The sequence below is a fragment of the Sphingomonas sp. DC1600-2 genome (genome assembly GCF_049897605.1).
Lineage (GTDB): Bacteria > Pseudomonadota > Alphaproteobacteria > Sphingomonadales > Sphingomonadaceae > Sphingomonas.
The window spans coordinates 1-4,496 of record NZ_JAFCWO010000036.1; the positions used below are offsets into that span (position 1 = coordinate 1).

A 4,496-nucleotide genomic window follows, 5' to 3' on the forward strand; every position below is an offset into this window, starting at 1 on the left:
AACGTCCAGACCAACGTATTTCACTGCCTCCGTCATGACTCGTCTCCGCTGCTAACAAATCCATCATCAGCATCTCAGATTCGAGCCTCCAAGGCTCCGGCAGTCATGGGGTCTAAGCATCACGTCCAGCCTCAGCGGCTGCGGTGGCCAATGCTTCCCCCTCCGGCCGCCACCAGTGCGACGACACCCGACAGGATGTATGCGATGAGGACACGCGCTGGTCCAAGCAGGCCGCCAATTGCAAACCCGCTACCCTCGCTGATGCGGGTTCCAGCACCATAAAGCGCGGCGGCGCGGCCGTGGAGCTCGGGCCTCACAGTGGTATGTAGGATCGTGCGAACCGATACGTTGTAGATGGCATTGCCCGCACCGCCGATGAGGAACGCCATGGCGACGACCGCCAGGGGAAGCGATGGGGCGAGCGCACCGGTCAGACCTATTGCCAGAAATGAAGCCGCGATGCTTCCCAGTCCGACAAGGGCCGTCCAGCGGGCGTTACGTTCGACATAGCCACCCGCGGCCCATGCAGAGATGAGATAGGCTCCTGCCCAGACGGCAATGAACGCCCCGTATGCGAACGGACCTCGGCTGAGAACGTTGGTTACGAGAAACACATAGACACCGTCCGCAATCGCGAGCGCCATAATAACGACCCAGAAACTGGCGAGCAGAAGCATGATGCGTCGCTGGCGGGCAATCGGCGCATAGCCCCGGAACACGGCCACCGGCGTCCAGCCAGGATTGTCGGCATCGGGTGCGCCCGGCCGGCTGAGGTGGGAGAGTACGATGACGAGCCCAAGCAGCAGGAAGCTGGCTGCGTCGAAGAGAAGCGCAACTGCGGTACCGCCGGACGCGACCAGCAGCCCACCCGCGAGCGGCCCGAACACGGAGCCGCCGCCACTCGCGAACTCGGTCGCGGCATTAACGCGGGCAACCGAAAGCCCGGCCGCCCGGCCCACGATCGGTACCAGCGTGAACGTCGCGGCACCGCTAAACGCGAACAGGAAGCTGAGCATGGCCGCGCCGGTGAGCGCTGCGGTCACGCCTCCTGTGAACGCGATCACGCCCGAGACGAACGCCTGCGCCAACGAGGTCGCGGCGAGGATTTTTGCAGCATCGTGGTGATCGACCAGCTTGCCCGCGTACGGCGCGACCAAAGCACCGGGCAGCAGAAGCGCAATCAGCAGGGCTGCTATTTGCGGACCAGAGCCGGCCGGAGCTACCCGGAACACGAGCGCCACCTGCGTAATCTCATCGCCGATGGTGGATGCGAGAAGCACACCGAAGAGGAGACGTTCAAACCCTGGGCGAAGCGCAATTGTCTCAGAGATCGGTTGGCTCACGACGTGCGGTTTCGTCGAGCAAGCAGCTTCTCACCGTCCGGTCTAATCCGCCCATCGGGCGTGACATGCCGGTAGAGCGTCTGCCGAGTGACGCCCAACTCGGCACATAGCTCGGCAACTTTGGTTTCAGGCTTTCCCATAGCCGCCTGTGCAAGCCGTAGCTTGGCCGGTGTCATCTTAAACGGTCGTCCGCCCTGCCGGCCGCGGGCACGCGCGGACGCGAGCCCCGCCTTGGTGCGTTCGACGATCAACTCGCGCTCGAACTCCGCCAGCCCTGCGAAGATGGCGAAGATCAGTCGGCCGTTTGCGGTGGTGGTATCGATCGAAGCACCTTCACCAGTCAGCACCTTTAGTCCGACTCCGCGTTTGGTGAGGTCGCCGACTGTGTTCACCAAATGCCGCAAATCGCGCCCGAGCCGGTCGAGCTTCCAAATGACGAGTGTATCGCCAGAGCGCAGCGCCTTGAGACCGGCCGCAAGCCCGGGACGATCATCGCGGCGGCCTGAAGCCGTATCCTGATAGATGTGGTCGGGATCGACGCCAGCCACCAGCAGGGCATCGCGCTGCAAGTCGTGGAGCTGGCTGCCGTCGGCTTTCGAGACCCGCGCGTAGCCGATGAGTGTTGTCACATATACGTCCGTTTATGGAGCGCAGTTGCCAGCACCCTGCCACTGCATAGGATAGTGTCACATAATCCGTCATTTTGTCTATGGATGATAAAGTGGTCTCAATATGAATAAGTGACACGTGAAATCGGGAATCGCACATGGCGGGCAAAACCATCCTCACTCCCGGGCAGCGGGCTGCGCTGTTCGATCCCCCGACAGACCCTTCCACCATTGAGCGGGTCTACACGCTGGGCAGTGCGGAGCTGGCGGAGATCTTTCGTCGGCGTCGTCCCGCTAACCGGATCGGCTTTGCCGTCCAGCTTTGCTATTTACGAGAACCGGGGCGAGCCCTTCGTGCCGATGAGGCACCGCCCTTGCCGATGCTGGCGCTGCTCGCCGAACAGCTCACCTGCACAGTCAGTGATTTTGACCTCTATGCAGATCGATCCCCGACGCTGCGCGAACATCGCGCTCAAGCAGAAGCGTGGCTGGGCATGCGCCCGTTCGTGGTTTCAGATAGGCGTGCCCTGTTCGAAATCGCCGTCGATGTGGCTGCATCGACAGACAGGGGCGAAGCGATCGTCGCGGCAATGATGCGGGCCATGCGCGACAACAATGTTACCTTGCCGGCAAGCGATACCTTTGAACGTATTGCTTTGGTCGCCCGCGCCCGTGCGCGAAAATCGGCCTATTCCGGAATTACGCACGGCCTTTCGGGCGACCAAAAGGACAATCTCGCACAATTGCTGATCGCGGGCCCAGTTCTTGGCCGGACGACGTTGGCCTGGCTGCGCGAATATCCGGAAGCCCCGAGCGCCGGCAACCTCGCCGCAGTAATTGCAAGGCTGGAAATAACGCGGGGTCTGGCCATCGAGCCGGAGCGAGCCCGTACCATTCACGCCAATCGCTATGCCGTTATGGCACGCGAAGCGGCAATTATGAGCGCACAGCATTTGTCGAGGTTGGATGAAATCCGCCGTACCGCGACACTCTGCGCGTTCACCATCGAAATTGAGGTGGCCCTGACCGATGCCGCCGTCTTCATGATGGAAAAAATGATCGGGTCGTTGTTTCGCCGCGCCGCTCGATCACGCTCCGACCGGCTTGTCGAGGAAGCTGGCCGCCTGAAGGAAATTGGCAAAATCTATGCAGCCCTCGGACGCCTGTTGATCGAAGGGCGCTGGAATCCCGAAGATCCCAGGGATGCAATTGACCGGGAAATTGGATGGACGAACATCGAGCGCAGCGTTCGCGAAACCGAGTTGCTCACTGGTGGGAGCGAAGATGGACTTGAGGATGTGCTTGAACGCTATCCATCGGTACGGCGTTTCGCCCCTTCTTTTCTGGCGGCTTTTACGTTCAGGGCAGCGAAGTCGAACGAACCCGTTCTCGCGGCACTCGCTATTCTCAATGACATGTATGCGGCCAACCGGCGCGCTCTTCCGCCCAACGTGCCCCTAGGGTTTCTTCGGGTTCGCTGGCGCAAGCTCGTTCTTCAGGACGGCACGGTGGAACGCCGGGCCTATGAGCTCGCAGTCATTGTGCATTTGCGGGAGCGCTTGGCGTCGGGCGCGATCTGGGTCGAGGGCAGCCGGGCATATCGGACGCTGAGTGACTATTTGCTCCCAAAGTCCGCGTTCGAAACGATGCTCCTCGAGCAGAATGTCCCCGTCGCGGTCGATACCTCATTTGCTGCTTGGCTCGCCGATCGACGCCAAAGGCTCGGTGCGCGCATGGCCGAGGTCAACCGCAAAGCGTTGAAAGGCCAATTGCCCGACGTAATCCTCGACGCTGGCGGTCTCAAAATTTCCCCGCTCCGCAACACCGTTCCCGAAGAAGCCGAGGAACTCAAAGCCCAGCTTTACGGCCTATTGCCGCGGATCCGCATCACCGATCTGCTCTCCGAAGCCGCGGTATGGACAGCGTTTGCAAATCGCTTCGCTCACGTGCGCAGCGGCGAGCCGCCCCAGGATGGGCCAGCCTTGATGGCAGCCATCCTGGCCGATGCCACCAATCTCGGGTTGGGGCGCATGGCAGAAAGTTCGCAAGGGTTGACCCACGCCCGCCTGATCTGGACCGCGCAGTGGCACATCCGCGACGAAACCTATGCGGCCGCTCTGGCGGCTATCGTCGATTACCATCATGTTCTGCCTCATTCGGCGATCTGGGGACCAGGCACCGGGTCGTCGTCAGATGGTCAGTTTTACCGCGCCGGCGCCAAGGGCGAAGGCCGCGCCGACTACAATGCCAAATACGGCTCAGAGTCCGGGGTCCTCTTCTACACCCACGTGTCAGACCGCTATGCTCCATTTTACAACAAGGTCATCGCCGCCAATGCTGGCGAGGCGGCGCATGTGATCGATGGGCTGCTCAACCATGAGAGCCAACTGGAGATCAAGGAGCATGCCACCGACACCGCCGGCGCTGTCGTTATGTGGACAGCTTGGCGACGCGGCAGGTTGCCTGTGCTACCATCGCGCAGCTGCCATTTCCGTGAAGGAGGCGGGCCATGTTTGTGGTCAAGCATAGCCGCTCGGGCGGCCCT

At 61.6% G+C, this 4,496-nt stretch carries 3 protein-coding genes; 1 reads left to right on the forward strand and 2 read right to left on the reverse strand.

The genetic code is table 11. The features are described 5' to 3' along the window. Positions 1–131: 131 nt before the first annotated feature. Complete coding sequence (locus tag ACP7BL_RS17725) at positions 132–1,343, reverse strand: MFS transporter (RefSeq protein WP_087978939.1); 1,212 nt, start codon at positions 1,341–1,343, stop codon at positions 132–134. Beyond that, complete coding sequence (locus tag ACP7BL_RS17730) at positions 1,340–1,972, reverse strand: recombinase family protein (RefSeq protein ID WP_029622716.1); 633 nt, start codon at positions 1,970–1,972, stop codon at positions 1,340–1,342. The genes ACP7BL_RS17725 and ACP7BL_RS17730 overlap by 4 nt, the downstream gene beginning before the upstream one ends. A gap of 137 nt (positions 1,973–2,109) precedes the next feature. Between ACP7BL_RS17730 and ACP7BL_RS17735 the strand changes: the two genes are divergently transcribed. Further along, positions 2,110–4,496 (forward strand): Tn3 family transposase (locus ACP7BL_RS17735; protein ID WP_426258921.1); only part of this gene is annotated, 2,387 nt, incomplete at its 3' end.